Here is a 26,372-nt window from a genome sequence, read left to right as displayed (position 1 = left end):
GGCCCCAGATGCCGTACGAGATCGACAAGCCCGACGAGGAGTGGCGCAGCGAGCTGACGCCCGCCGAGTACCACGTCCTGCGCGAGGCCGGCACCGAGCCCGCCTTCGTCGGCGAGTACACCGACACCAAGGCCGCGGGTGTCTACTCCTGCCGCGCGTGCGGCGCCGAACTCTTCCGCTCCGACACCAAGTTCGAGAGCCACTGCGGCTGGCCGTCCTTCTACGACCCCAAGGACTCCGACGCCGTGGAGCTCATCGAGGACCGCTCCCACGGCATGCTCCGCACCGAGGTCCGCTGCCGCCGTTGCGGCTCCCACCTGGGCCATGTCTTCGCGGGCGAGGGCTATCCGACGCCCACGGACCAGCGGTACTGCATCAACTCGATCTCGCTGCGGCTGGCGGCGGACGGCTGACCGGCGGCGGCAACGGCTGACGTGGCAGCGGGGCGGGCCCGGGTGTGATCCGGGCCCGCCCCGCTCCCGTCCGGGCGCTCCCGGGGGCTTCCCCTACCGCTCCACCACGATCGCCGTCACCACCAGCCCCGAGCCGATCAGCCACCGGCCGCCGAATTCCGTGACCTCGCTGCCGTCGACCACCGGCCCCGGGACCAGGAGGCGGGCGGTGAAGGTGGCGTCGGTGGGGTCCAGGGTGATGCGGGCCTCCTCGAAGTCGAGCCAGCGGCCGGTGAGGGGGTACCACGCCTTGTAGACGGACTCCTTGGCGCTGAAGATCAGGCGGTCCCAGCTGATGTCGGGCTGCAGGGCGGCCAGCCGGGGGAGTTGGGCGCGTTCCTCGGGGAGGGTGACGAGGTCGATGACGCCGGGGTCGCCGATGGGCTCGTTGGGCTCCGCGTCCAGGCCGATGGACGCCACGTCCGTCGCACGGGCCACCGCGGCGGCGCGGTAACCGGTGCAGTGGGTCATCGCGCCGACGATGCCGTCCGGCCACTGGGGGGCGCGGCCGGGGCCGGGGAGTATGGGGGCCGGGGCTCTGCCGAGTTCGGCGAGTGCGGTGCGGGCGCAGCCGCGTACGGTGCCGAATTCGCGCTGACGGTGCGCGACCGCGCTCGCCACCAGCGCCCGTTCCTCGGGGTACATCATGGACAGCGGGTCGTCCTCGAACGCCTCGGCGGTCGCTATGGGCGCCGGCAGCAGTTTGCCGATCATGTGGGTGTCCTGGTGGTGTCGGCGGCGACCGCGGTGGTCGCGGGCAGGATCTGGACCGGCCGACCCGGTTCGCTGGAGCGGCGGTGCCACTCGCGAGGGTAACCGAGCGAGACCTCCTGATGGGGCACGCCGTCGCAGACCAGCAGCCGGGGGATGTGGAGATGGCCGTAAACCACCGTCGCGGCCCGGAAGCGGCGGGGCCAGTCGGCGGTCGCCTCGGTGCCGCACCACAGGGCGAACTCCGGGTACCACAGGGGTCGGGTGGGCTCGCGGACCAGCGGGAAATGGTTGACGAGCACGGTGGGCAACTCCTCGGGCACGGCGGCGAGTCTGGCCTCGGTCGCCGCCACCCGGGCCCGGCACCACTCCTCGCGCGTCGGATACGGGTCGGGGTGCAGGAAGAACTCGTCGGTGCAGACCACCCCGGCCTCCTTCGCGGCGGCCAGTGCCGCCTCCGTGGAGGTCAGGCCCGGCATCCGGAAGGAGTAGTCGTACAGGAGGAAGAGGGGTGCGATGACGACGGGGCCGCCCTCGCCCTCCCAGACCGGATAGGGGTCCTCGGGTGTGACGACCCCCAACTCCCGGCACATGGCGACGAGATGCTCGTAGCGGGCGACGCCGCGCAGCTGCACCGGGTCGTCGGTCGGCGTCCACAGCTCGTGGTTGCCCGGTACCCACACCACCTTGGCGAAGCGCTCGCTGAGGAGGGCCAGCGCCCAGCGGATGTCGGCGACGAACTCGCCGATGTCGCCGGCGATCAGCAGCCAGTCGTCGTCGGACTCGGGGCGCAGCCGCTCGACGATGTCGCGGTTCTCCTCGTACCGGACGTGCAGATCGCTGACCGCCACCAGTGCGCCGCGCCCGCGCCGTGGTCCGGCGTCGGGGGCCGGGGGCGTGTCCGGGGTGGGCGGCGCGGCGCTCTCCGGGGGGATGCTGCGGATCTCGTAGGCCATGACGGAAGTAAAGACGGTGGCGGGGCGAGAGTGAAGAGCGGGCGGAATTCGGCGCGTTGCGGCCAGGGGTGCCGTCGGGGCCACGGCTGCCGGGGCGGCCGGCCGAGTTATTCGGTCGCGCGGGCCGGGTGTCCGGAGCTATCTTCCGAGCATGACAGTAGGCATCTTTTTCCTCTGACGAGGTCCTTCGACAGGTGCGGTACGCGCGTGGCCCAGTGGCCCGGTGCCGGCTGCGCCGATGCGTCTCGTCCCGTGGCCGTGCCCGAACGTGGCGTGCCCGAACGCGGCCGTGCCGCCCGTGGACGATCCTCCTCGACCTCCGTGCAGAGAAGTGAGCTCGACACATGCCTGACCACGCTTCCTCCCCTGGCCTGCTTGCCGACTGGTTCCGTGAGCACGCCACCGAACTGACCACGCTCGACCCGCACCGGCCGCTCGACGACCTCGAACCGCTCACGGAGATCGTCGGCGACGCCCGTGTCGTCGCCGTGGGCGAGGGCGCGCACTTCGTCGAGGAGTTCTCCCGCGCCCGCCGGCGAGTGCTGCGGTTCCTCGCCGAGCGGTGCGGATTCACCGTCCTCGCCTACGAGTTCGGCTTCAGCGAAGCCTTCGCCGTCGACCGGTGGCTGCAGGGCGAGGGGGACGACGACCTCGCGAAGGTGAGCAGGGCCGCCGCCGAATGGGGCGCCGCGGACCTCATGCACTGGCTGCGCCACCACAACCGCACCAGCGGGCACCCCTTGCGTTTCGCAGGCATCGACATCTCCGAAGCCGGTGGGGCGCTGCGGCCCGACCTGGACCCGGTGGCCGACTACCTGCGCGAGGCCGACCCCGACGCGCTGCCCCTCGTGGACGTGGCGCTGGAGATCAGCGACCGGTTCCTCGACGGCGCCGGCTCCGCCGCCGCGGCAGCACCGGCGTGGGGCCGCCTGGAGCCCGGCGAGCAGAACGCGCTGACCGCCGCACTGGCGCGGCTCCTGCTGCGGCTACGGGCGACCGAACTGCTGTGCGTGGCCCGCACCGACCAGACCCGCTTCGACATCGCCCGACGCCGGGTGGAGGCCGCCTGCCACGCCGACTACATGTTCCAGGCGATGAACGCCCTGCTGTCCGGTCACGGCAACGGCGCGGACCTGACGGTCCGGGAGATCTACCTGGCCGAGTCGGTGCGCTGGCATCTGGACCACGCCGCACCGGGGACCCGTATCGTGCTCGCGGCGCACAACAGTCACATCCAAAAGACGACCCTGGAGTTCGGCGGGGCCCTCACGGCGCCGCCCATGGGCCGGCATCTGCACCGCATGTTCGGCCGGGACTACCGCTCGGTCGCCCTCACCCACACTGCGGACCATGTGCCCGAGATGTATCCCGACCAGGCCGCCAAGGTCGGCTTCACCCTCGAGGACGCCCGTCTTGAGCCGCCCGGCCCCGGCAGCGTCGAGGCGGCCCTCATCGACGCGGGGCTCGGCGACCGGACCACCCTGACCGACCTGCGTCGGTCGCCGCGGGACGCTCACGGGGAGCCGCTGCTGAACGGCATACGGGCGCAGAGCGCCAGCGTGTCCACCCCGGTTCCCCTGGCGTTCGATGCGGTGCTCACCGTTCCCACCGTCACCCGGGATGCGTCGGTGCACTTCTGACCACCCGAAACCGGCAGGCCGGGGTCTCCGCCGAGGAGGCTCCGGCCGCCCATGGTCCCGTCGGGGCCATGCGCCCACTCGCCAACGCGTAAGGACATGACGCCTGATGCCAGCAGTTCCCGCTGATCCGACCGTGGTGCACCCGATGCCCGATCAACCTCGTGTGGTGCTGCTCAAGCCGCTGGTCACCTCGCCGCTGATCGAGGTCGGGGAGTTCTCCTACTACGACGATCCGGACGATCCCACCGCGTTCGAGCGTCGCAACGTGCTGTATCACTACGGACCCGAGAAGCTGGTCATCGGCAAGTTCTGCGCGTTGGGCGAGGGGGTGCGGTTCATCATGAACGGCGCCAACCACCGGATGGACGGCCCCTCCACGTTCCCCTTCCCGATCATGGGCGGCTCGTGGGCCGAGCACTTCGACCTGATCAGCGGCCTGCCCGGCCGGGGCGACACCGTGGTCGGCCACGACGTCTGGTGCGGATACCGGACCATGATCATGCCTGGCGTCCGCATCGGCCACGGTGCGGTCGTCGCCTCCGGTTCCGTGGTCGTCGACGATGTCCCGGACTACGGCGTCGTCGGCGGCAACCCGGCCCGACCGATCCGCCGTCGCTTCGACGATGCGACCATCGCCCGCCTGCTGGCCGTGGCCTGGTGGGACTGGCCCGTCCAGCACATCACCGAGCACCTCCCCACGATCATGTCCGGCAGCATCGACGACCTCGAGGCCGCGGCTCCCCCGCCGCAGTGACCATGTGCCGGGCCCGCCGGCCCAGGGCCTCGGGTGGGGATCAGGCAGGGCCGGCGGCGCCGGCGGAAGAGGTGCCGCCGCGCCGGATACGGGTGGCCAGCCACAGGTCGAAGCGGTCGTCGGGGTCGTCCAGACGGCGGCCGGTGAGGTCCATGGCCTTGTCGAGGCGGTTGCGTACGGTGTGCCGGTGCACGCCGAGCCGCCGGCTGGTGGCGTCCCAGGCGCCCCCGGTCTCCAGCCAGGCCGCCAGGGTCGCGATCAACTCCTCGCCGTTGTCGGCCAGATCGAGCGGGCCGAGCACCGTGTCGGCGTATCCGTGCAGCGTCCGGCGGTCGCCCAGGTCGAGCAGCAGCTTGCTGGCCTCGCTCTGCCGGGCCTCGGCCGGTGCGCCGCCGGCCCGGCTGACGGCGAGCAGCCCGGTGGCCTGACGCAGCGAGACCCGCACCGCCTCGGGGGCGGTGGCCGGACCGATGCCGGCCGCGCACCGCGGTGCGAACCGACCGAGCACCTCGCGGATGTCCAGATCCTCGCCGACGACCGCCTCGATGACCCCGCCCGTTTCCCTTACCAGCCCGCCGGGCATCGCCAACGCCAGATCGGCGGCCATCTCCTGGGCGGCGCCCTCGGCGGGCCCGGCGGTGGGCCCCGTGCGCCCCGTACCGCTCTTCGGGCTCCCGACGGCCTCCACCACGACGGCCCGCACCCGCTCGGCGGTCAGACCGGCCGACGCCAGCATGTCGCGGGCCCGCACGCCCGACAGCTCCTCGTCGGCCAGCAGCTCCGACAGCAGGGACGACCGGCGCCGGCGCTCCGGCTCGTCGCGCAGATGACGCCGCTCCAGCTCCAGAGACAGCAGCGAGACCAGACCGGGGACGACCGAACGGGCGGCATCGTCCGGGCGGCCGGTGAGCAGCAGCAGACCGCGCAGCCGTCGGGCGCCGAGCGGCTGCACCTCCAGCTGCCGCCCCGCCGCCGTGCTGGACGCGCTGCCGCGCAGCCCCCGCGCCGCGACCCGTTCGATCAGGTCCCGCGCCTCCTCCAGCGGCGGCTGCGCCGCACGCTCGCCCGCCGCGAGCAGCCGCCCCAGCGGGTCCAGCACCGCCGCGCCCACCCCGGTGGCGGCCGTCCACTCCTCCAGCATCGGCCGCAGCCCGTCCCCGGCCGCGGCCGCCGTCAGCCGCCGCTGGGTCGCGAAGGCCCGGTGCAGGGCCTCGCGCCGCTCGTCCGCCCGCGCGTCGAAGACCGCCTTGGTCACGGCGATGAACGGCACCTCGTCCGGGACCGTCAGCAGCGGCAGTCCGGCTTCCTCGGCCGCTCGTACCAGTGGCTCCGGCGCCTCCTGGTAGGGCAGCCCCTGCCCCAGTCCGAGAGCCAGACACGCTGCCCCGCCCTCGGCCACATCGCGGACGTACGCCCGGCACGCGGCCGGCTCCCTCGGCAGCAGCAGGCCGATCGTCATCAGCAGTTCGCCGCCGTGCAGCCACTTCCCCGGGACCGGCAGATCCGACACGGTCGCCGCCTCGACGGTGCGCGCCAGCAGTGCGGGCGGCACGTCGTAGGTGACCGAGAGATTCAGGTCGGGCCGGGCCAGGAGATCGGAGATATGCAGCGGCATAGACATAGTGTCCATCACATATCTATGGAGTGGACGATCGGGCGATCGAGTCCCGCCGTCACGGCGCCTACCTTCGCACCACCGCAACAGCGACGACGCTGCTGCGCAGGCAGCACCACCGAAGCACCTCCGCAGATCCGCCGCCACGGGGCGTGCCCGCCCCCGGGACCCCGCCCGGCCGCCGTGGATCTGTCGCTACGCCCCGAGGAGAGCCCATGGACCCCCAGCCCGCCAGGGAAGGCACGAGCGAGGGGCGCGGATCCCGTGTGATCGAGGTCCGCTCCATCGACTACGTGCCCGTCCGCGAACGGCACGGGAAGGTGTGGCACCAGGGACCCTTCTGGTTCACCGGGAACTTCGTGCTGACCACCATGGTCACCGGCTTCCTCGGTCCCGCGCTCGGCCTGAGCCTGCTCGCCTCCGTCGCGGCCGTCGTCCTCGGTGCGGGCTTCGGCACCTTCTTCATGGCCTTCCACGCCAACCAGGGCCCGCGGATGGGCCTGCCGCAGATGATCCAGTCGCGTGCCCAGTTCGGCATCCGCGGCGCCATCGTCCCCTTCGCCGCGGTCGTCTTCGTCTACGTCGGCTTCAACGTCTTCAACGTCGTGCTCGCCGCCCAGGGCCTGCGCACCGTCTTCCCCGGCGGCACCACCCTCTGGTACGTGCTGATCATCGGCGTCGCCATCGTGCTCGCCGTCGTCGGCCACGACCTGCTGCACCTGGTCCAGCGCTGGCTGACCTACGTCCTGATCGTCGTCTTCGGCGTGCTGACCGTCGGCGCCCTCGTCCAGCTCGACCCGCATTCCGCGGCCGGCGCCGCGCACCCCGCGCACGGCTCCTGGACGTCCTTCCTGGTGGTCTTCTCCGCCGCGGCCGGCTACCAGATCAGCTACGCCGTGTACGTCTCGGACTACTCCCGCTACCTGCCCCGCGACGTCTCCGCCCGCAAGGTCATCCGGTGGACGTACGCGGGCGCGGCGGGCTCGGCGGCCTGGCTGATGTCGCTGGGCGCGCTGCTCGCCTCGGCGCTGCCCCACCCGGACGCGATCACCGGCATCCGGCAGGTCGGCAACGCCGTCTTCCCCGGGTTCGGCACCTTCGCCGTCGTCGTCTCCTCCGTCGCCCTGATCGGCATCATGGCCGTCAACGCGTACGGCGCGATGCTCACCACCACCAGTGCGGTGGACGCCTTCCGCAGCGTCACGCCGACCGTCCGCGTCCGCATCGCCGGCATCGTCGTCATCGGGCTGATCATCTTCGCCGTGGCCATGTTGCTCCCGGAGAACTACCTGGAGAGCTTCAACACCTTCGTGCTGATGATGCTGTACTTCCTGATCCCGTGGACCGCGGTCAACCTCGTCGACTTCTACTGGGTCCGGCGCGGCCACTACGCCGTCACTGCCATCTTCGACGTGTCCGGCATCTACGGCCTCTGGGCCTGGCGGGGCATCGTCGCCTATGTCGCGGGCTTCGCCGCGATGATCCCGTTCTTCGCGACGTCCTTCTACACCGGCCCGGTCACCGAGGCGCTGGGCGGCGCGGACCTCTCCTTCGTGCCCGGCCTGCTGGTCGGCGGCGGTCTGTACTACCTGCTCAACCGCAACCTGGACCGGGTGGCCGAGGAGGCGGCGGTCGCCGCCAGCGAGCGGGAGCTGGAGGGCGCGGACGCGGCGGGGGCCGCCGCGCCGGGCGGCGCCGCGTAGCGGATGAGTGTTCGGGCGCGGGCCGTTATGGTCGGTGGGTGAGGAGAGGCGGTTCTGCGCCCCCTCACCCCCTCACCCACCGACGTGAACGGATGGGAGTGCACTATGCAGGTGGCGTTCCTGGTGGCCCCTTTGGGCACCGAACAGGTCGAGCTGACCGCTCCGTGGCAGGCGGTGAGCGACGCGGGCGGCACTCCGAAGCTGGTCTCCACGGCGGCGGGGAAGGTGCAGGCGTTCGACCACCTGGACCGGGCCGACAGCTTCCCCGTCGACCTGACCGTGGGGGAGGCGGCCGCGGCCCGCTTCGACGCGCTGGTGCTGCCGGGCGGGGTGGCCAATCCGGACGCGCTGCGGCTGGACGACAAGGCGGTGGCCTTCGTCAAGTCGTTCTTCACCGCGGGCAAGCCGGTGGCCGCCATCTGTCACGCGCCGTGGACCCTGATCGAGGCCGACGTGGTCCGCGGCCGGACCCTGACGTCCTGGCCGAGCCTGCGGACCGACATCCGCAACGCCGGCGGCACGTGGGTCGACGAACAGGTCGTCATCTGCACGGCCGGCCCGAACACCCTGATCACCAGCCGCAAGCCGGCGGATCTGGAGGCGTTCAACGCGGCCGTGGTGGCGGAGTTCGCCGCCTAGAGGAGCGAACGGCCGGCGGCGCTGGTGGGTCGACCTGTCGTCCTGGTTCTTGGCCGCCGCTCGCTCTTCGGGCCGCGGCGACGATGTCCTGCAGTGCCGTGATGTGACCGGCCAGGGCCTTGGCCCACGGGGGTGAGGGACAGCCAGGTCCGGGGGCGCTTGCCCACGTGACCCTTGCGGACGTGCAGGTACCCGGCGGCCTCCAGCGCGGACGCGGTCTTGCTGAGCACCGAGTCGGACACCTCGCAGCCGTCGCGCACGGCGGCGAACTCGGCCTCTTCGCACGCGGAGAGAAAGGCGACCACGGCCAACCGGGTCGGATGCTGGATGGTGTCGTCCAGGACCGCCCTCTCCTGCCTCGGTGGGCGGCCGGTCATGTGCGTTCCCGCAGCGTGCGCCTGATCGCCGAGTTGCGGGCCGTGCACGCGCCCCACACACCGAGCCCCCACACGGTGAACGCCGCAAACCGGGTTGCGGCCTCGCCCGCTCCGCCCACCCGGCACAGCGCTCCGGCCAGCAGGCCCGCCACGAAGACGACCGGAAGCACGACCCGGCTCCGTCGCAGGCGCAGGGACCAGGACTGTGTCACCAACACTCCGGACTCCCTCCTCGCGGCCCGCACGAGCGCGAGGACGAGGGCGAGGCCCACGAACGACACGAGGGGTGCCACCAGGGTCGTCTGGCCGCCCCTGCCCTGGCTCCAGACCCGCACCAGGGTCGGCAGCACCAAGGCCGCCGCCACGGCCGGTCCGTACCACGCCGGAGTCAGCCCTGCCTTGAGACGGGCGCGCGCCTGGGCCGCTTGCACGTCCCGCTCAAGGCGCCTCACCCAGCACGGCCGCGGACTCCCCGCTCACCCGTACCACCCCGCCCGCCGCCGGCCCGTCGCCCTCGCTCCAGGCGGCCAACACCCGCAGTTCCGGGGCGGATTCGCCGTCCGTGCGGACCGGGACGGCCTGCGTGTGCCGCGCCAGGTTGACCGCCACTCGGACCGTTCCGCGCCGCAGGATCAGCCACCGCGCCCCCTCGTCGTAGGTGACCTCGGTACGGCCCGGAGCCGGGTCCGTCAGGTCGGGCAGGCCACGGCGCAGGGAGAGCAGCGTCCGGTGCCAGGCCAGCAGCGCGGCGTGCGGCTCGTCTTCGGGTTCGGACCAGTTCAGGACGGAGCGGGCGCGGGTCGCCGGATCCTGCGGGTCCGGCCAGTCTGCCGCCGCCGCTCCCCAGGCGTGGGCGGCGAACTCCCGGCGGCGGCCGTCCCGTACGGCCTGCGCCAGATCGGGGTCCTGGTGGTCGGTGAAGTACTGCCACGGCGTCCGGGCGCCCCACTCCTCGCCCATGAAGAGCATCGGCGTGCCGGGCGCGGCCAATACCAGCGCGGCGGCGCAGGCCAGGAGGCCGGGGGAGAGGGTGGCCGTGAGGCGGTCGCCGAGGGCGCGGTTGCCGATCTGGTCGTGGGTCTGGGCGTAGGCCAGCAGCCGGTAGGGGGGTGTGCGGTGCGGGTCGAGCGGGGCGCCGTGGCTGCGGCCGCGAAAGCTGGAGTACGTACCGTCGTGGAAGAAGCCACCGGTCAGGGTCTTGGCGAGGGCAGCCATCGGGGCGCGCGCGAAGTCGGCGTAGTAGCCCTGGGTTTCGCCGGTGAGGGTGGTGTGCAGGGCGTGGTGGAAGTCGTCGTTCCACTGCGCGTGCACGCCGTGGCCGCCGCTCGCGCGCGATGCGGTGGTCTGCGGATCGTTGCGGTCCGACTCGGCGATCAGGAACAGCGGCCGCCGCAGACGACCGGCCAACGCATCCACCTCGGCGGACAGTTCGGCCAGAAAGTGTCGGGCCCGGGAGTCGTGCAGCGCGTGGACGGCGTCCAGCCGGAGCCCGTCCATCCGGTAGTCGCGCAGCCAGGTGAGCGCGCTGTCGAGGAGATAGCGGCGCACCTCGTCGGAACCGGGGGCGTCGAGATTGACGGCCGTCCCCCAGGGCGTGTGGTGGGTGTCGGTGAAGTACGGCCCGAACGCGGGCAGATGGTTGCCGGAGGGGCCGAGATGGTTGTGGACGACGTCGAGCACGACCCCGAGCCCGTGGCCGTGCGCGGCGTCCACGAAGCGCTTCAGCCCGGCCGGCCCGCCGTACGGCTCGTGCACCGCCCACGGCGCGATGCCGTCGTACCCCCAGCCGTGTGTACCGGGGAACGGGCACACGGGCATCAGGGAGACATGGGTGATCCCCAGCCGGGCGAGATGGTGCAGGCGCCCGGCGGCGGCGTCGAACGTGCCTTCGGCCGTGTACGTCCCGATGTGCAGCTCATAGAGGACCGCGCCGGGCAGCGGGCGGCCGGCCCATGGGCGCCGCCAGGCGAACCGGCCGTGATCGACGACCGCGCCGGGCCCGCCGGGGCCGTCCGGGAGCCGGGCGGCGCGCGGATCGGGCAGCGGCGGGCCGTCGTCCAGGCGGAAGGCGTAGCGGTCGCCGTCGCGGGCCGCCGCCTCGGCGCGCCACCAGCCGTCGCGGTCCGCGGCCCGCTCCAGCGGGAGCGGCGGTTCGCCGGTCCGCTCGCCCGCCCACTGGAGCGTGACCCGCCCGGCGCTCGGCGCCCAGACCTCGAACAGCACGGCTGCCTCCCTCGGCCCACGCTCCCGAAGGGCGTGGATTCGCTCCCGTTTCCCGACCTGCCCCGCGCCAACGGGGTGTGACGTCGCGCGCACCGGGCCGTGGACCTTCCCGGGCGCCCCGCATGCACGAAGAATGCACGCCGCCGCCCCGTACGCCACCCCGACGTGGCGACATGGCGTCACCGCAGGCCGGCAATTGCGCCATTCCGCCGCCCGGGCGAACGGCCCACCGACCCGGCCGACGGCCACCGCCCTCTCCCGCCCCGCTCGTGACGCATACCCCGCCTGGACAGCGGGTCACGGTGGCCGGAGAATCACGTCATGACTTCGCTCGAGTTCCCCGCGGTGCCGGCGCGCCCGTCGGACGCCGACCGGGAACGCGCCCTCGATCTGCTGCGCGAGGGCGCGGCGCAGGGACGCCTGTCCCAGGACACCTTCCTGCGCCGGCTGGAACTCGTCCTCACGGCCAAGCAGCACTCCGATCTCGCCCTGGCCACGGTCGACTTGGAGAGCCGCGGCAAGGTCCAGGGGACCCTTCTGCGGATGGTCGGCCGGGCCTCGTCGTTCCACCTCCGGGTGCGCCGGGCGTGGCGTACCGAGCGGCTGCCCAAGCTGCTGCTGCCCGCACCGGGCCCCTTCCCGCTGCTCATCGGACGGGCCCCCGGTGTGGGGCTGCGCCTCAACCACGAGACCGTCTCCCGCGCCCATGCCGAACTGCGCAGCTCGGGCAGCGGCTGGGTGCTGCGCGACCTCGGCTCCACCAACGGCACCTGCGTGAACGGGCGCCGTGTGGTGGGTGAGATCCCGGTCGGGCCGGGCGACCACATCACCTTCGGCCAGGTCGACTACGTCCTGACGGAGCGCTGAGCGGAGCCCGCCGGCCGCTCCCCGGCCGCAGCCTCACGCCCGGCCGCTCTCGGCGGGCGCGTCCCGCACCGGACGGTCGCCCGAGGGGTGCGAACTCCACACCCCCTCGCCGTGCGTCAGGCCCGGCAGCGCCCCTTCCGCTTCCTGGACGCGGCGAGCCGGGAGCACCCCGCGCAGCAGCCAGGTGTGCCGTCCGCCGGACGTCTCGGTGAACTCCGCGCCCAGCGCGCCGAGCCGGGCGGTGACCGCGGCCGGCGCATCGAGCGGCAGCTCCGCCTCGAAGGCGTGATACGGCTCGTAGGCCCGGGTCCCGGCCCGCCGCAGCGCGCGCAGCAGCACGTCGGGCGTGACCGCACGGAAGTCCCCGGCCGTGCTCATCGGGCCGATGAAGCCGGAGCGGGTCAGCACCACGCGGCAGTCCGTCACCGCCAGTCCCCGCGGCCCCTGCCGCAGCGTCGCCAGCACGGTCTCCTCGATGGCCTGGTGGAAGCCGTGCGGCAGCGCGCCCAGTTCGGTCTCGTAGCCGAAGACCGGGCCGGAGCCGCGGGTGCCCGGCTCGACGCGCAGCCCGACGGTCGCCCAGTGGCCGGTGTGGCCCCGCCCGGCGATCTCGTGGCACGCCTCGCCGACCCCGCACGGCCGCTCCACGCACACCACCCGGCTCGGTGCGAACTCCGCCTCGATACCGTGCGCGTCGCGGAGGGTGGCCGCGATGATCTCCTTCTGCACCTCGCCGTGCAGCAGCACCGAGGTGGCGCCGTCGACCGCGGGGCGCGCCTGCAGCAGCGGATCCTGGTCGGCCAGCGCCAGCAGCGCGGCCCGCAGGGCGGCGGCGCGCGCCGGATCGTGGGCGCGGACGACGGTTTCCAGGGTGGGGGAGGCGAACAGGGCCTCGGGCGCGCCGCCCGCGGGCCCCAGGCGGTCACCGGTGCGGATGCCGGGCAGCCCGCGGAGCACGGCGATATGGCCCGGGGTGAGCCGGCCCGCGCCACCGGGCGGCCGGCCGACGACGTCGAGCGAGGTGATCCGGCCGGTCAGCGAGTCCCACCCGCCGTCCGGGGCGCGCCGGTGCAGCTCGATCTGCTGCCGGGGCCGCAACTCACCCTCGTAGAGCCGGATATGGGCCGTACGTTCCCCGCCCGGCGGGTGCTGGACGGCGAAGACCGTGCCGCGCGGCGCGCCGCCCGCGGCCACCGGCGCCGGCGGGATCAGCCCGGCCATCCCCTCGATGAGCGCGCCGACGCCCTGTCCGCCGAGCGCGGATCCGAAGTACACCGGGTGCAGCGACCCGTCGGCGGTACGGGCGGCCAGCGCGGCGCGTACCTGGTCCGCGGTCGGTGGCGGGCCCTCGACCACCCGGGCGAGCAGTGTGTCGTCCGCCTCGGCCACCGTCTCGGCGAGGCGTTCGCGGGCGACCGGGTCGGACAGCCGGTACGGCGCCACGCGCGCCCGGGAGGTGCCGAGCCCGGTCACGGACGCCATCGGCACGGCGACGGGGGCCAGCAGCCGTCGGACGTCCGCGAGCAGCGCATCGCCCCGGGCGCCGGCCCGGTCGATCTTGTTGATGAACAGCAGCGTGGGCAGCCGCAGTCGCCGCAGCGTCCTCATCAGGACGCGGGTCCTGGCCTGGACGCCCTCCACCGCGGAGAGCAGCAGCACGGCACCGTCGAGCACGCCCAGGGCGCGTTCGACCTCCGCGACGAAGTCGGAGTGGCCGGGGGTGTCGATCAGATTGACCTGGGCGTCGCCGACGGTGAAGGAGGCGACCGCGGAGCGGATGGTGATACCGCGCTGCCGCTCCAGATCGCCGGTGTCCGTACGGGTGTCACCGGCGTCGACGCTGCCCAGCCGGTCGATGACGCCGGTGTCGAACAGCAGCCGCTCGGTGAGGCTGGTCTTACCCGCGTCGACGTGGGCGAGAATCCCGATGTTCAGGGTGCGCGAAGGGAGCATGGAAGGTGGATTCCTCGAGAACTGTCGTCCGAATGGGGCGGTGAGTAGTTCCGAGGAATCGGCGCATTCGGGGCTCCTTGGCGCGGAAAGCGGTCGTAGGGGGGCGGAAGGCCGGTCGTACGTGGCCATGCTGCGCAGCGGCACGTCCGGCCGCAACCGAATTAGCCACTCGCCCCTTGGGCGTCGACAGGCGGCGCGGACGTCAGTTCACGTCCACGTGGTCGAAGAGTGCGAGCATCTGCGTCAGGACCCGCACGCAGGCGGTCAGGTCGGCGTCCCGGGCGCGGGCCTCCGCCTCGGTCAGCCCCACCGAGGCGCACCGGCCTCGACTGTGCCCAGGTCCCCACCGACCCGCCCTGGCGCCGCGACATCACGGTCTTCTCACAGGTCGAACCGACCGGCGCCGCCGCGCGGTTCACCGAGCTGCTGCGCGCGGCGGGGCAGCAGTGACCGGCTTGCGGCGAGGGTCACCCGGCCGCGAACAGCGCCACCGGTGACTCCGCCAGGAGCTCGTTCAGCCCCACCGCCGCACCCCCCTCCACCGTCCGGCCGGTCAGCAGTTCGCGCCAGGGGCCGCCCGGCGGCAGCCGTAGCACCGTGTCCCACCAGCCACCGGTCTCCACCAGGCGCAGCGACAGGCGCGTCGCGACCGCCACCACCTGCCCGCCGCGGCCGAACGCCACGCAGTGCTCGGCCGCGGGCCCCTCGGCGCCCAGTGGTGTGTACGCGCCGAACCACTCCGGGTGCGCGCGCCGCAGCCGCAGCGCCACCGCCGTCAGCCGGAGCTTCTCGGCGGACAGGTCGCGCGGCGCGGCCCCGCCGTCCAGATCCGCCAGCAGCTCGGGCCCCAGCCGGGCCGGCCGCCGGTTGTCCGGGTCCACCAGCGCCGCGTACTCCCGCTCGGTGCCCTGATAGAGGTCGGGCACCCCCGGCATGGTCAGGTGCAGCAGCGTCGCCCCCAGCACGTTCGCGCGGACGAACGGGGCGAGTTCGTCGTCCAGCGCGGCGAGCGGGGCGGCCGGCGGACCGCAGGGACCGCTGCGCACGAACTCCGCCACCGCCTCCTCGTACTCCGGGTTCTGCTCCGTCCAGGAGGTCCGCAGCCCCGCCTCGCGTACGGCCTTGAGGACGGCGGGGGCCACGCGTTCGGCGGTCGCCGCGCCGTCGGCGGGCCGGCCGCCCAGCCCGAACACCGTCTGCCAGGCCGGCCACGCCACCATCGGGTCCGTCGCCCCGTCCACCATGACGTCCCCGACCGCCCCCTCGCTCACCTGCGCCAGCACGTCGCGCCACCGGTCCGGGCACTCCGACAGCACGGCGATCCGCGCGCGGACATCGCCGCTGCGCTTGGTGTCGTGCGTGGAGAGCACCGTCGCGGTCGCCGGCCAGTCGCGCTGCACCCGGGCGCAGAAGTCGTGGAACGCCTGCGGGCCGAGCGCGGGCGTGCCGGGGTCGCCGCCCACCTCGCAGGCCGACAGCAGCACCGGGTAGCGGTAGAAGGCGGTGTCCTCCACGGACTTGGCGTGCAGCGCGGAGGCGGTCTGTGCGAACCGGGCGGCGAAGCCGTCGTGGTCCGGGGCGCCGTGGTGCCCGTCCCCGGTGCCGTCGCCGGGGTCGTCGGAGCCGCCCTCGTACCGTCCCAGCGCCAGATCGTGGACGAGGTCCACCGCCCGCGCCTCCTCCGGCACCGCGAACGTCGCCCGCGCCCGCGCCGCCGCCTCGCCCAACATCGCCGCGTCGTGCCCGGCCCGGCCCGCGTCCGCGGTGTACGGGCGGTAGACCGGCAGCCGGACCAGCAGTTCGCGGACCGCCTGGCGCAGCGCCCAGGGCGCGTGGTCGCCCGGCCGCGGCGCCCGCTCGCTGATCCGTGTCGCCGTCCGTACCAGCCGCTCGACCTCCGCCGCCAGATCGTGGGTGACGACCTCGTAGGAGGCCCGGCGCACCGTCTCCTCCCAGTCGCCGCCCTCGTCGGCGAGCGGGGTGACGAAGTCGCGGTAGTGGGAGAAGAGGCGGCCGACGCCCTGCGGGCAGACGAACAGCGCGTCGATGTGGCGCAGCGCGTCATAGCCCGTGGTGCCCGCGCAGGCCCAGCCGTCCGGCAGCCGCTCGTCGCCGGTGAGGATCTTCTCGACGACCGTCCAGCGGCCCCCGGTGGCGGCGCGCAGCCGGTCCAGATAGCCGCCGGGGTCCACCAGGCCGTCGGGGTGGTCGACACGCAGCCCCTCGACGACACCCTCGCGGATCAGCCGCAGCAGCGTGCCGTGCGTCGCGTCGAAGACCTCCGGATCCTCGACGCGCACTCCGATCAGTTCCGAAATGGTGAAGAAGCGGCGGTAGTTGAGCTCGCTGCGGGCCAGCCGCCACCAGGCGAGGCGGTACCACTGGGCCTCCACCAGGCGCTCCATCGGCAGCTCTTCGGTACCGGGGCGCAGCGGGAAGGAGTGCTCGCCGTAGCGCAGCACCCCGTCCCGGACCCGGAAGTGCTGCAGTTCGTCGCCCAGCCGTCCGCCGAGCACCGGCAGCAGCATCCGCCCGCCGTGCCCGCCGTCCCAGTCGATGTCGAACCACCGGGCGTACGGCGATGTCGGGCCGTCCCGCAGGACCTCCCACAGCGGTCCGTTCAGCGACGCCGGAGCCGGCAGCGCCATGTGGTTCGGCACGATGTCGACGACCAGGCCCAGGCCGTGCGACCGCGCCGTCGACGCCAGGGCCCGCAGCCCTTCCTCGCCGCCGAGCTCGGCCCGTACCGCCGTGTGGTCGACCACGTCATAGCCGTGGGTGGACCGCGGCACCGCCTCCAGGACGGGGGAGAGGTGCAGATGGGAGATGCCGAGCGCGGCGAGCTGCGGCACTGCCCGCTCGGCGGCGGCGAACGGGAAGTCCGGCTGGAGCTGCAGCCGGTAGGTGGCGGTCGGCGACGGTCTCGAAGGCTGCGTCATGGGAACACCCGTACCCCGTTGGCGGTGCGTTGTGTCCTCCACCGGGCATCGGCATTGGGGTTTCCTCCGAGCCGGCCGGCCGGTGCGCCGCATCCCTTCGTATGTCCTGCCCCTACGGTGCGCCGGCCCACCCGGATAGCGTCGCCCGATGAGCGCTGCAACGGCCACCTACCGCCGGGTGATCGCACTGGGCGGGCCGCTGCTGCCCGTCGTCTCGTTCCTCGGCAGACTCCCCACCGCCATGTGCCAGCTGGGCAGCCTGCTGCTGGTGGCCGAGACCAGCGGCTCGCTCACCACCGCGGGCGTGGTGGGCGGTGCGCTGGCAGCGGGGCAGACCGTCGCCGGGCCGCTGATCGGCCGCCTCGCCGACCGGCACGGGCAGCGCCCCGTCGTGCTGACCGCCTGCTGGCTCAACGCGGTGGCCGTGGCCGTCCTGGTGGCGGCCGCCCTGGCGCGGACCGCGACGCCGCAACTGGCTCTGGCCGGGCTGCTGGCCGGCGCCAGCGTGCCGCAGATCGGGCCGCTGGCCCGTACCCGGCTGGTGGCCCTCGCCCGCCGCGCGGGGGCCGACGAGCGGACCGTCGCCGCCGCGCTGTCCTTCGAAGGCACCCTGGACGAGGTGTCGTTCGTGCTGGGCCCGGCCCTGGTGGGCCTGGCCGCCGCGGTCGCCCATCCGGCCGTCGCGCTCGCGCTGGCCGCGCTGCTGCTCGCCGTCTGCGGCTCGGCCTTCGCCCTGCACCGCACGGCAACCGTTCAGGGGCCCGCCACGACGTCGACCGCCGCCCGCCCGGCCCGCTCCCGGCTGCCCGCCGGCGTGTACGGGATGCGGGCCTCGATGGCACTGCAGGGTGCCATGTTCGGCGCCTGCCAGGCGGGCATCACTGCACTCACCGGACGCCTCCACCAGCCCGAGCAGGCCGGCCTGGTCTACGCGGCGATGGGCGTGATGAGCGCCGTCGTGGGCCTCTCGCTGGCCCTGGTACCCGCCCGCATCGGGCTGTTGACCCGGTGGCGGGCGGCGGGCGCCGCACTGATCGTGCTGTCGGCGCCGCTGCTGTTCGTCGGGACGCTGGGGGCGCTCTATCTCGTCGTGGTGGCCCTCGGCGTGGCCTTCGCCCCGCATCTGATCACCGTCTTCGCCCTCACCGAACGGGCGGTGCCCGCCCACCGGCTGGCCGAGTCGATGGCCTTTCTCACCAGCGCGGTGGTCGGCGGCCAGGCCCTGGCCCTGGCCGCCTCGGGACGGCTCGCCGAGGCGCACGGGCCGTCCGCCGCGTTCGCGGTCGCCGTCGGTGCCGCCGTGGCGATCCTGGCCATCGCGGTCACCGCCCGGACGACGAGCCGGTCCGGCCGCATCAGCCCGGGCGCTGCAGCACCAGCAGACTCCGTCCCGTCAGCGTCAGCAGATCACCGGCCTTGACCTTGGCGCCCCGGCCGTCCGCCGCCGCGCGCGGACGATCGGTGTCCACCACCACCTGCCACTGCCGGCCGTGGTGCGCCGGAACGGTGAACTCCATGTCCTGCTCGTGCGCGTTGAACATGAGCAGGAAGGAGTCGTCGGAGACCGGCTCCCCGTGCGGCCCCGGCTCGGAGATGGAGCTGCCGTTCAGGAAGACCGTCAGCGCCTTGGCATGCACCGACTGCCAGTCGCGCGTCCCCATCTCCTCCCCCTCGGCCGTGAACCAGGCGATGTCGGACAGCTCGTCCGCCGTCCCCTCGGCCGGCTGCCCCTGGAAGAACCGCCGCCGCCGGAACACCGGGTGATCGCGCCGCAGCCACACCATCTGCCGCACGAACGCCAGCAGCTCCCGCTCCTCGTCCGGCGCCGCCTCCACCGGACCGCCCTCGTCGGCCTCGGCCCGGTCACCGGCGTCGCGCTGCGGCCATCGCACCCACGACAGCTCGTTGTCCTGGCAGTAGGCGTTGTTGTTGCCGTCCTGGCTGCGCCCGAACTCGTCGCCGTGGCTGAGCATCGGCACGCCCTGCGACAGCATCAGCGTCGCCAGGAAGTTCCGCATCTGCCGGGCCCGCAGCCGCCGCACCGAAGGGTCGTCGGTCGGCCCCTCCACCCCGCAGTTCCACGACCGGTTGAAGCGCTCGCCGTCCTCGTTGGCCTCGCCGTTGGCGGCGTTGTGCTTGTCGTTGTACGCGACCAGATCGTGCAGCGTGAAGCCGTCGTGGCAGGTCACGAAGTTCACCGAGGCCAGCGGCCGGCGCCCGTCGCCCTGATAGAGGTCCGACGAGCCGGTCAGCCGGGACGCGAATTCCGCCAGCGTCCGCGGCTCCCCGCGCCACAGATCCCGCACCGTGTCGCGGTACTTGCCGTTCCACTCCGTCCACAGCGGCGGGAAGTTCCCCACCTGATAGCCGCCCTCACCCAGATCCCACGGCTCCGCGATCAGCTTCACCCGGCTGACCACCGGGTCCTGATGCACCAGATCGAAGAACGACGACAGCCGGTCCACCTCGTGGAACTGCCGGGCCAGCGTGGCCGCCAGATCGAACCGGAACCCGTCCACATGCATCTCCTGCACCCAGTAGCGCAGCGAGTCCATCACCAGCTGGAGCACGTGCGGGCTGCGCATCAGCAGGGAGTTACCGGTCCCGGTGGTGTCCATGTAGTACCGCTTGTCATCCGTCAGGCGGTAGTACGAGGCGTTGTCCAGTCCCCGGAACGACAGTGTCGGGCCGAGGTGGTTGCCCTCCGCCGTGTGGTTGTAGACCACGTCCAGGATCACCTCGATCCCGGCCCGGTGCAGCGCCCGCACCGCGGTCTTGAACTCCAGCACCTGTTGCCCGCGGTCCCCCCAGGACGCGTACGCGTTGTGGGGGGCGAAGAACCCGATGGTGTTGTAGCCCCAGTAGTTCGTCATTCCCGCGTCCACCAGCCGGTGGTCCTGCACGAACTGATGCACCGGCATCAGTTCCAGGGCGGTCACCCCGAGCTTCGTCAGATGGTCGATGATCGCCGGATGCGCCAGTGCCGCGTAGGTCCCGCGCAGCTCGTCCGGCAGCTCCGGGTGCAGCATCGTCAGCCCCTTGACATGGGCCTCGTAGAGCACCGTCTCGTGGTACGCGGTGCGCGGCGGGCGGTCGTCCCCCCAGTCGAAATAGGGGTTGACCACCACCGAGGCCATGCTGTGCGGCGCCGAGTCGAGGTCGTTGCGCGCCTCCGGCCGCCCGAAGTGGTAGCCGTAGACCGCCTCTCCCCACTCGATCCGGCCGCTCATCGCCCGCGCGTACGGGTCCAGCAGCAGCTTCGCGGAATTGCAGCGGTGCCCGTGCCCCGGGTCGTGGGGGCCGTGCACCCGGAAGCCGTAGCGCTGCCCCGGCATCACCCCCGGAAGATACGCGTGCCGTACAAAGGCGTCGCTCTCGCGCAGCTCGACGGCGGTCTCCGAACCGTCGTCGTGCAGCAGACACAACTCGATGCGTCTCGCGGTTTCGGAGAACACCGCGAAGTTGGTGCCCGCCCCGTCGTAGGTGGCACCCAGCGGATACATCTGTCCCGGCCAGACCTGCATACTCAGACTCTTCCATCTTCGCGGCGGGGGCAGGGGCGACTCCACGGCAGTGGTGGGCAATCGCCGCGATGTTGGATCGTCGTACTAAGACCGTCGTCGGGGGATGCCGTGTGGCGAGACGTACCGCGGGTGCCGGAGAGGAAGCCGATGACCCTGCGGACACCGAGCGGCCGGTGCATCGCTCCTCCCGCCCGTGTGCGGTGCGCGACCCCTGGGACGACGTCCCCGCCACCGTCCCCGTCACCGTCGAGAGCCGGTATCAGCAGGTACCCGTACGTCATACGCGACGCCGTCGACCGCATCCTCGCGGGTCTCGCGGAGGGCATTGCGCCCGAGGACATCGGGGCATCGTTGCGCCACGGGTGAAGTGATCACCGCCCCGGACCCCGGCACCGACCGCCGGACGCGCCCCGGGTCAACGGCCGGCCACGGAAACACCCCATCGCGTGGGCCGGCATCGGCCCCGCCCGGCTCCCCACGACGTCACGGCTATGAATCCGCTCACTCCCCTCCCGCTTCTCGGGGGCAACGGGCCCGGAGTTGCTGGGGAGTTGGCAGCCGACTCGATCCATCCTGCTGCACCACCTCCCGCACCGCAGTAGTCTGCCTTGATCGTTGGCACGGGGGTTCGGAAGGCGGTGGCAGGTGAGTGGCGGGCTGGAGTTGCCCCCTGGTGACGAGAGTCATGAGGGTCATGAGGGCGGCTCCGTCGATGCACCGCCCGGTGCGGTGTCCCTGGCACGGCCGCTGGAGATCGGCGCGGAGCTCGACTGGGGCGCCGATGCCTGGAGCGAGGTGCGCACCCGCGCCCGCCGGGCCGGGCGTGCCTACATCTGGCTGAATCTGGTCGAACAGCGGCTGCGGGCCGTCGTGGCGGCCGTGCTGCGCCCCATCTACGAGCCGGTGCACGGTGACGAGTGGGTCATCGCCGCGGCCGGGCCCGCCGGGCAGGAATGGGTGCAACGCGCGGTCGCGGTCCGGGAGGTCAGCCGACGCAAGGGCTATCTCCTCGATCCCGCCGACGACAACATCGTCAGCTTTCTGACTCTGCCTCAGTTGCGGGAACTGATGGTCCAGCACTGGCCCTGCTTCGAGCCGTACTTCGACGACCGCCGCGAGGTCGAGCTGGCCCTCGACGAGCTGGAGGTCGCCCGCAACATCGTCTCCCGCAACCGCGCCCTGTCCCAGACGGTGCTCGCCCAGGCGGAGCGGGCGTCCGCCCGGCTGCTCGACATATTGGGTTCCGGCGCCGGCACCCGGATCTCCGGCCGGCTGCCCATCGACGCCGTGGAGGACCTCGTCGGAGACCGCTACGCCGATGTCATCGGCGTCCACTCCGACCGGGTGCGGCTGCAGCGCCAGCTCCCCGCCGAGGACCTCTTCGGCAACGCCCGACGCCTCGACGCGGTGGGCATCGGGCTGAACCTCCTCGTGCAGAACTACTCCGGCCGCCGCCTGGTCCGGCTCGCCGAATCCGGCTGCCGGATCCGTCTGCTCTTCCTCAACCCCGCGAGCAGCGCGGTCCGCCGCCGGGAGCGCGAAATCGGCCTGAAAAAGGGCGAGATGAGCCGTTCCATCGAGATGAACATCCTCCACATGCGGCGGGTGCGGGCCCGGCTGCGCGACCCCGGGGCCTTCGAGATCCAGGTCTTCGACGAGACCCCGCGCTTCACCGCCTATCTCGTCGACGGTGACGGCCAGGACGGCCTGGCCGTAGTGCAGAGCTATCTGCGCAAGAGCCGCGGGATGGAGTCGCCGGTCCTGGTGCTGCGCGGCGGTGGCCGCGACATCGTCCGGACGGACGGCCGGGACGGCGAACACGGGCTCTTCGAGACCTACCGTGAGGAGTTCGAGAGCGTGTGGGCGGACTCGCGGCCCGTGTCGTGAGGGCCGCCGCCGTGCCCCGGGGCGAGCGGGGCGGTCGGGAGCGTCTCCGGCCTACGGGGTCCCGACCGGGCCGCCGTCCACGTGGAGCTCGATCCCGTTGACGAAATCGGCGAGCGGGCTGGCCAGGTAGGCGACCGCGGCGGCGACGTCCTCGGGGCGTCCGTGCCGACCGTCCGCCGGCGCGCCGGTACGGTCCTCGTCCGTGACGATGAGGCCCGGCAGCACGCAGTTCGCGGTCACACCCGTGCCGACGAGATGGTGTGCCAGGCTCGTGGTCATGTTCACCACGGCCGCGGTGGCCGCGGCGCGGGCGGCCGTCCCGGGCGGCGCCGCCGGTACGGTCCGGCCGCCGACGGTGATGATCCGGCCCCAGCCGTGCCGGCGCAGCGAGGGCAGCAGGGTCTGGGAGACCCGTACCGTCGGCAGGACGTCGCCCTCGAACGAGGCCCGCCAGTCGGCCGGGCCCGAGCCGTCCCAGCCGCGCCCGGCGAACGGCCCGGCGCTGTTGACCAGGATGTCGGCCCCGAATCCGCGTGCGGTGATCGCGACCTCCTCGGCGACGCCGGGCTCCGTCAGATCGCCCAGGACCACTTCGGCACGCACCCCCCGGGCCGTGACCCGTTCGGCGACGGCCGCGGCGGCTGCCGCGTCCCGCCCGTGCACGAGGACCTCGCACCCTTCGCCCGCCAGTGCCTCGGCGACGGCCGCACCGATCGCCGAGCTGCCGCCCGTCACCAGCGCGCCGCGTCCTGCCAGCCGTAGGTCCATGCGGTCAGCCTAGAGGAGCGGACCCGAAGTCCCGCCGGGTTCCGCCCGGCCGACGGGCCCGTGGCGAGGGGCGGCTGCCCCCTGCCGTGACGGGGCCGGGGGGATTGTCAGTGGTGCGTGCGAGAGTGAATCGGCAACGGGGGATGTACCACCGAAGGAGGGGCCGCATGAGCGAGCGTAGCGAGAGAATCCACGAAGGGTGCGCGCCGAGCGAGTGCGAGGCCGAGCGAAGCGAGGTTTCGGCATGAGCTGGCATCAGGAGCTGTTGGTCGGCTTCGATCTGGAGACCACGGGCACCGACGTCGAGCGGGACCGTATCGTCACCGCCGCGCTGATCCGGCTGGAGGGGGACGGGCGGGCGGCCGGGAAGCGGTCGTGGCTGCTCGATCCGGGTGTGCCGATTCCCGAGGAAGCGGCGGCGATTCATGGCATGACGACCGCATATGTCCGAGAGCATGGCCGTCCCCCGGCCGCCGCGATAGAGGACATCACCGAGGCCCTGGCCGAGGCCCTGCGCGCGGACATCCCGCTGGTGGTGATGAACGCGCGGTACGACCTCTCCCTCCTGGACCGCGAGTGCCGGCGGCACGGCGTACGCACCTTGACGGACCGCCTCGGGCGCGCACCCGGGCCGGTCATCGACCCCCTGGTCCTGGACAAGCACGTGGACCGCTACCGCAAGGGGAAGCGCGCGCTGCAGGCGCTCTGCGGGCACTACGGCGTGCGGCTGGACGGCGCGCACGAGGCGGGTGCCGACGCGGCCGCCGCGGCGGGTGTCGCCCGGCGCATCGGGGAGAAGTACCCGGACGTCGCGATCCCGTCGCCGCGTGCCCTGCATGCCCTTCAGGAGGAGGCCGCCGCCGCACAGGCCGCCTCGTTCCAGGCGTACTTGCGCCGCTCGGGCGACCCCGGGGCGATAGTCGAGCCGGCCTGGCCGCTCATTCCCTTCCAGGTCTGACGGACACCCGAGCCGGGGCACGCGCCGGGCAGGGTTGTGCGGGGAGCCGTCGGAGCAGGGCGACATCCGTGCCGGGAGTCGTCGCTGCCGGGGCGGCACCGGAGGACACCGGGGCGGCGCCGCCGACACCCGGTGGCAGCAATCGCGCCGTGGCCGTGCCGGCGGGCCCATGCACGCCGTTCACCGGGCCCCGGGGAGCCTCGCGGCGCTTCAGAACGGATACCAGCGCACCGTCGCGTCCTTCTCGCGCAGCGACGCGATCCGGCGGCGGAATTCCGCCAGGGCTGCCGGGTTGCCGGGTGCGTGCTGGGAGACCCAGGCGCAGCTCGCCGTCTCCCGGGAGCCGCGCAGCACAGCACAGCCCGCCCAGTCCCGTACGTCCCAGCCGTAGGCCGCCACGAAGGTGTCGTAGGCGTCCGCGGCCAGGCCGTAGCGGTCCCGGCTCAGCGCCATCACCACGAGGTCGTGTTCCCGCAGATCGGAGGAGAAGGTCTCCAGATCGACCAGCACCGGTCCGTCGGGCCCGACATGGACGTTTCGGGGCAGCGCGTCGCCGTGGATGGGGCCGCGGCCCAGATGCGGCTCCAGCGCCGACGCGGCCGCCGCGAACGCGTCCCGCCGACCGCGCAGATACTCCACGTCCTGCGCCGAGACGGCCTCGCCCGCCAGCCGCAGCCAGCGCTCGACGCCGCCGAGGAGTTCACGCCGCGGAAGGGCGAACGGCGGTTCCGGCAGCGCGTGGACGACCTTCAGCAGCTCGGCCAGATCGCCCGGCCCGGCAGGCCGGACGGCTTCCGGGAGCCGCTGCCAGTACGTCACGGGATGCCCGTCCACCAGCGAGGCCACGGGCTCGGCGGCCCGTACCGCGGGCACGCCCCGGGCCTCCAGCCACCGGGCCACGCCCAGTTCCCGCTCGGCGCGCTCCAGGAGTTCGGCGCTGCGGCCCACCCGGACGACCGCACCGCGCTCGCCGAGGGCGAAGACGGCGTTCTCGCCGAGCGAGAGCAGCCGGGCGTCCGCCGCCGCGCCGGGGTGCCCGGCTGCGGCCAGCACGTCCCGGGCGCGCGCCTCCGTGAAGGCGGCGGGGCTCGGTTCGGTCATCGTGGTGCCTCCTGCGGTGCGTGATCGCGACCAGTGTCGCAGGTCCCTCCGGCGAGGCCGGAAGACGTCCCAGGTGGACGGCCGGGCGGAGATCTCGTACGGAATCGGACGGGAGGCTTGACGGCGGGGGCGGCCGTCACGACGATGACGGCGGCCGACTGCCCGGGGGCGTGCTCCCACGGACCGGCGGCCGGCCGGTCCGACCGCCCCGCAGCACGCGGCCCGCCGCGCCGGCGGGGGCGGCCGACGGGGCGCGGACAACGGGCCGCGAGCAACGGTGCGCGAACAACGGGGGAGAGGTGGCGCGCGATGCCAGCAGTGCCGACGGCGGGAACACCGCGCGAGGAGCCACTGTCGTGACCCTCGCGACCGCGCCACCGCGGTCCACCGCACCGTCCGCGCGCCGCACCGCCGGTCCCCGGCGCGATCACGGCGCCTGGTTCCTCGTACTGCCCGCGCTGATCCCGATCCTCGTGCTGAGCGTCGGACCGCTCCTGTACGGCATCGGACTGGCGTTCACCGACGCCCAGTCGGGCCGCACCCAGGCCACCGGATTCGTCGGGGCGCTGAACTTCACCGACCTGCTCCACGACACCCTCTTCTGGGACTCGTTCCGGATCGGCCTGGTCTGGGCCCTCGGCGTCACCGTCCCGCAGTTCTTCCTCGCCCTGGGCCTCGCCCTGCTGCTCCATCTCGACCTGCGACTGCGCTGGCTGGCCCGCGCGCTGGCGATCATCCCGTGGGCGATGCCGGAGGTCGTCGTCGGCATCATGTGGCGGCTGGTCTACCACCCGGACGCCGGCATCCTGAACGAGACGCTGCGCAGTCTGGGCGCGGCCGGGCCGGGCGGCAGTCGGGACTGGCTGAGCGGCCTGGCCACCGCGCTGCCGGCGGTCGTCGTGGTCGGCGTCTGGGCGGGCATGCCGCAGACCACCGTCTCGCTCCTGGCCGGTCTGCAGAACGTCCCCAAGGAACTGCACGAGGCCGCGGCCATGGACGGCGCGGGCGCCTGGCGGCGCTTTCGCACGGTCACCTGGCCCGCCATCCGGCCCGTCGCCCTCGCGATCACCGCCCTCAACTTCATCTGGAACTTCAACTCCTTCGCCCTGGTCTTCGTGCTGACCGACGGCGGCCCCGGCGGCCGGACGCGCCTGCCCATGCTCTTCGCGTACGAAGAAGCCTTCCGCTACGGACAGTTCGGCTACGCCGCCGCGATGGGCCTGGCGATGGTCGCGGTGATCTCGGTCCTGCTGGCCGTCTATCTGGCCGGTCGGCTGAAGGGGGACGACGACAGGTGAGCCACCC

At 73.2% G+C, this 26,372-nt stretch carries 21 protein-coding genes; 10 read left to right on the top strand and 11 right to left on the bottom strand.

Translation table 11 applies throughout. From position 1 onward, the window contains the following. The first annotated feature begins 8 nt into the window (after window positions 1-8). Window positions 9-413, top strand: a complete 405-nt coding sequence (msrB, locus tag ACGFML_RS23535; protein WP_393546670.1) for a peptide-methionine (R)-S-oxide reductase MsrB — start codon at window positions 9-11, stop codon at window positions 411-413. 93 nt (window positions 414-506) lie between these two features. On the opposite strand, the gene ACGFML_RS23530 is transcribed toward msrB, so the two are convergent. After that, on the bottom strand, window positions 507-1,166 hold the full coding sequence (locus tag ACGFML_RS23530) for a 4'-phosphopantetheinyl transferase (RefSeq protein WP_393546668.1): 660 nt from the start codon (window positions 1,164-1,166) through the stop codon (window positions 507-509). Further along, window positions 1,163-2,119: a metallophosphoesterase family protein gene (locus tag ACGFML_RS23525; RefSeq protein ID WP_393546666.1), complete on the bottom strand. Its 957-nt coding sequence runs from the start codon at window positions 2,117-2,119 to the stop codon at window positions 1,163-1,165. The genes ACGFML_RS23530 and ACGFML_RS23525 overlap by 4 nt, the downstream gene beginning before the upstream one ends. A gap of 344 nt (window positions 2,120-2,463) precedes the next feature. Here ACGFML_RS23525 and ACGFML_RS23520 point away from each other — a divergent pair, with 344 nt between their 5' ends. Both ACGFML_RS23520 and ACGFML_RS23515 read left to right on the top strand, forming a co-directional pair. Further along, window positions 2,464-3,759, top strand: a complete 1,296-nt coding sequence (locus ACGFML_RS23520) for an erythromycin esterase family protein (protein WP_393546664.1) — start codon at window positions 2,464-2,466, stop codon at window positions 3,757-3,759. Window positions 3,760-3,865: 106 nt separating this feature from the next. Next, window positions 3,866-4,513: a CatB-related O-acetyltransferase gene (locus tag ACGFML_RS23515; protein WP_393546662.1), complete on the top strand. Its 648-nt coding sequence runs from the start codon at window positions 3,866-3,868 to the stop codon at window positions 4,511-4,513. A gap of 40 nt (window positions 4,514-4,553) precedes the next feature. Here ACGFML_RS23515 and ACGFML_RS23510 read toward each other — a convergent pair whose 3' ends face one another. Further along, window positions 4,554-6,128, bottom strand: coding sequence for a PucR family transcriptional regulator (locus tag ACGFML_RS23510; RefSeq protein WP_393546660.1), 1,575 nt, complete (start codon window positions 6,126-6,128; stop codon window positions 4,554-4,556). A 215-nt stretch (window positions 6,129-6,343) separates the two neighbouring features. Between ACGFML_RS23510 and ACGFML_RS23505 the strand changes: the two genes are divergently transcribed. Then, window positions 6,344-7,831: a purine-cytosine permease family protein gene (locus ACGFML_RS23505; RefSeq protein ID WP_393546658.1), complete on the top strand. Its 1,488-nt coding sequence runs from the start codon at window positions 6,344-6,346 to the stop codon at window positions 7,829-7,831. A gap of 105 nt (window positions 7,832-7,936) precedes the next feature. Next, the gene (locus tag ACGFML_RS23500) at window positions 7,937-8,470 is read left to right on the top strand and encodes a type 1 glutamine amidotransferase domain-containing protein (RefSeq protein WP_393546656.1); all 534 of its coding nucleotides are present in this window, start codon (window positions 7,937-7,939) and stop codon (window positions 8,468-8,470) included. Here the strand turns inward: ACGFML_RS23500 and ACGFML_RS23495 are convergent. From ACGFML_RS23495 to treZ, 3 genes are all read right to left on the bottom strand, one after another. Next, window positions 8,467-8,847 carry a transcriptional regulator gene (locus ACGFML_RS23495; protein WP_393546654.1) on the bottom strand — a complete coding sequence of 127 codons (381 nt, stop codon included), beginning with the start codon at window positions 8,845-8,847 and terminating at the stop codon, window positions 8,467-8,469. The genes ACGFML_RS23500 and ACGFML_RS23495 overlap by 4 nt on opposite strands. Then, on the bottom strand, window positions 8,844-9,212 hold the full coding sequence (locus ACGFML_RS23490) for a hypothetical protein (protein ID WP_393546652.1): 369 nt from the start codon (window positions 9,210-9,212) through the stop codon (window positions 8,844-8,846). The genes ACGFML_RS23495 and ACGFML_RS23490 overlap by 4 nt, the downstream gene beginning before the upstream one ends. Before the next feature lie 73 nt (window positions 9,213-9,285). Next, entirely contained in the window at window positions 9,286-11,070 is a 1,785-nt protein-coding gene (gene treZ / locus ACGFML_RS23485; protein ID WP_393546650.1) for a malto-oligosyltrehalose trehalohydrolase, read from the bottom strand. Window positions 11,071-11,391: 321 nt separating this feature from the next. On the opposite strand from treZ, the gene ACGFML_RS23480 reads away from it, so the two are divergent. Further along, a complete protein-coding gene (locus ACGFML_RS23480) occupies window positions 11,392-11,937 on the top strand; it encodes an FHA domain-containing protein (RefSeq protein ID WP_393546647.1) in 546 nt (181 codons plus the stop codon). Between the two features lie 33 nt (window positions 11,938-11,970). Here the strand turns inward: ACGFML_RS23480 and otr(A) are convergent, their stop codons facing one another. Together otr(A) and treY are read right to left on the bottom strand one after the other, a co-directional pair. Further along, window positions 11,971-13,890 carry a tetracycline resistance ribosomal protection protein Otr(A) gene (gene otr(A) / locus ACGFML_RS23475; protein WP_393546645.1) on the bottom strand — a complete coding sequence of 640 codons (1,920 nt, stop codon included), beginning with the start codon at window positions 13,888-13,890 and terminating at the stop codon, window positions 11,971-11,973. A 467-nt stretch (window positions 13,891-14,357) separates the two neighbouring features. Continuing rightward, a complete protein-coding gene (gene treY, locus ACGFML_RS23470; protein WP_393546643.1) occupies window positions 14,358-16,829 on the bottom strand; it encodes a malto-oligosyltrehalose synthase in 2,472 nt (823 codons plus the stop codon). Between the two features lie 148 nt (window positions 16,830-16,977). On the opposite strand from treY, the gene ACGFML_RS23465 reads away from it, so the two are divergent. Continuing rightward, a complete protein-coding gene (locus ACGFML_RS23465; RefSeq protein WP_393546641.1) occupies window positions 16,978-18,249 on the top strand; it encodes an MFS transporter in 1,272 nt (423 codons plus the stop codon). Here ACGFML_RS23465 and glgX read toward each other — a convergent pair. Then, the gene (gene glgX, locus ACGFML_RS23460; RefSeq protein WP_393546639.1) at window positions 18,185-20,353 is read right to left on the bottom strand and encodes a glycogen debranching protein GlgX; all 2,169 of its coding nucleotides are present in this window, start codon (window positions 20,351-20,353) and stop codon (window positions 18,185-18,187) included. The genes ACGFML_RS23465 and glgX overlap by 65 nt on opposite strands. A 645-nt stretch (window positions 20,354-20,998) precedes the next feature. On the opposite strand from glgX, the gene ACGFML_RS23455 reads away from it, so the two are divergent. Then, window positions 20,999-22,240: an SAV2148 family HEPN domain-containing protein gene (locus ACGFML_RS23455; protein ID WP_393546637.1), complete on the top strand. Its 1,242-nt coding sequence runs from the start codon at window positions 20,999-21,001 to the stop codon at window positions 22,238-22,240. Window positions 22,241-22,291: 51 nt separating this feature from the next. Here ACGFML_RS23455 and ACGFML_RS23450 read toward each other — a convergent pair whose 3' ends face one another. Next, window positions 22,292-23,008, bottom strand: a complete 717-nt coding sequence (locus ACGFML_RS23450) for an SDR family NAD(P)-dependent oxidoreductase (protein WP_393546635.1) — start codon at window positions 23,006-23,008, stop codon at window positions 22,292-22,294. A gap of 244 nt (window positions 23,009-23,252) precedes the next feature. Here ACGFML_RS23450 and ACGFML_RS23445 point away from each other — a divergent pair, with 244 nt between their 5' ends. Continuing rightward, a complete protein-coding gene (locus ACGFML_RS23445) occupies window positions 23,253-23,966 on the top strand; it encodes an exonuclease domain-containing protein (RefSeq protein WP_393546633.1) in 714 nt (237 codons plus the stop codon). Window positions 23,967-24,176: 210 nt separating this feature from the next. On the opposite strand, the gene ACGFML_RS23440 is transcribed toward ACGFML_RS23445, so the two are convergent. Then, a complete protein-coding gene (locus tag ACGFML_RS23440) occupies window positions 24,177-25,067 on the bottom strand; it encodes an aminoglycoside phosphotransferase family protein (protein WP_393546631.1) in 891 nt (296 codons plus the stop codon). Between the two features lie 356 nt (window positions 25,068-25,423). Here ACGFML_RS23440 and ACGFML_RS23435 point away from each other — a divergent pair, with 356 nt between their 5' ends. Next, entirely contained in the window at window positions 25,424-26,365 is a 942-nt protein-coding gene (locus tag ACGFML_RS23435; RefSeq protein ID WP_393546629.1) for a carbohydrate ABC transporter permease, read from the top strand. The last annotated feature ends 7 nt before the right edge of the window (window positions 26,366-26,372 follow it).

It is taken from the genome of Streptomyces sp. NPDC048650 (assembly GCF_043199095.1).
Classification (GTDB): Bacteria; Actinomycetota; Actinomycetes; order Streptomycetales; family Streptomycetaceae; genus Streptomyces.
Note: the sequence above shows the minus strand (reverse complement) of the source record. Positions and strands in the feature narration are given on the sequence as shown.